This is a genomic window from Bacillus cereus group sp. BfR-BA-01453 (genome assembly GCF_022662915.1).
Lineage (GTDB): Bacteria > Bacillota > Bacilli > Bacillales > Bacillaceae_G > Bacillus_A > Bacillus_A paranthracis.
Map to the genome: position 1 here is coordinate 1 of NZ_JAKUEN010000043.1, position 576 is coordinate 576.

Consider the following 576-nt stretch of genomic DNA (forward strand, 5'->3'; position numbering starts at 1 on the left):
ATGTCATATTGAAAATTGGAGCGGAAGACGGGATTCGAACCCGCGACCCCAACCTTGGCAAGGTTGTATTCTACCACTGAACTACTTCCGCAAGACATGTATGAGTTATTTAATTAAAAGTGCGGGTGAAGGGAGTCGAACCCCCACGCCAAAGGCGCCAGATCCTAAGTCTGGTGCGTCTGCCAATTCCGCCACACCCGCATATTAATTTATTTAAGAAAAATGGGGCGACTGATGGGAATCGAACCCACGAATGCCGGAGCCACAATCCGGTGCGTTAACCACTTCGCCACAACCGCCATGATTTCTGGTGCCGACTAGAGGACTTGAACCCCCAACCTACTGATTACAAGTCAGTTGCTCTACCAATTGAGCTAAGTCGGCTAAATGGTGGAGGATGACGGGATCGAACCGCCGACCCCCTGCTTGTAAGGCAGGTGCTCTCCCAGCTGAGCTAATCCTCCATTTGCCTGGCAACGTCCTACTCTCACAGGGACAAGGTCCCAACTACCATCGGCGCTAGAGAGCTTAACTTCCGTGTTCGGTATGGGAACGGGTGTGACCTCTCTGCCATCA

Annotated in this window: 5 tRNA genes and 1 rRNA gene; all 6 read right to left on the minus strand. The window is 51.9% G+C overall.

Annotated elements, in window-relative coordinates:
- Window positions 1-16: 16 nt before the first annotated feature.
- Window positions 17-91, minus strand: a tRNA-Gly gene (locus MR070_RS26825).
- A 29-nt stretch (window positions 92-120) separates the two neighbouring features.
- Window positions 121-201: transfer RNA gene (locus tag MR070_RS26830), tRNA-Leu, on the minus strand.
- Window positions 202-223: 22 nt separating this feature from the next.
- Window positions 224-299 (minus strand) — tRNA-His (locus MR070_RS26835).
- Between the two features lie 9 nt (window positions 300-308).
- Window positions 309-384, minus strand: a tRNA-Thr gene (locus MR070_RS26840).
- Between the two features lie 4 nt (window positions 385-388).
- Window positions 389-464, minus strand: a tRNA-Val gene (locus tag MR070_RS26845).
- A 4-nt stretch (window positions 465-468) separates the two neighbouring features.
- Window positions 469-576, minus strand: a 5S ribosomal RNA gene (gene rrf, locus MR070_RS26850); the annotation flags it as partial.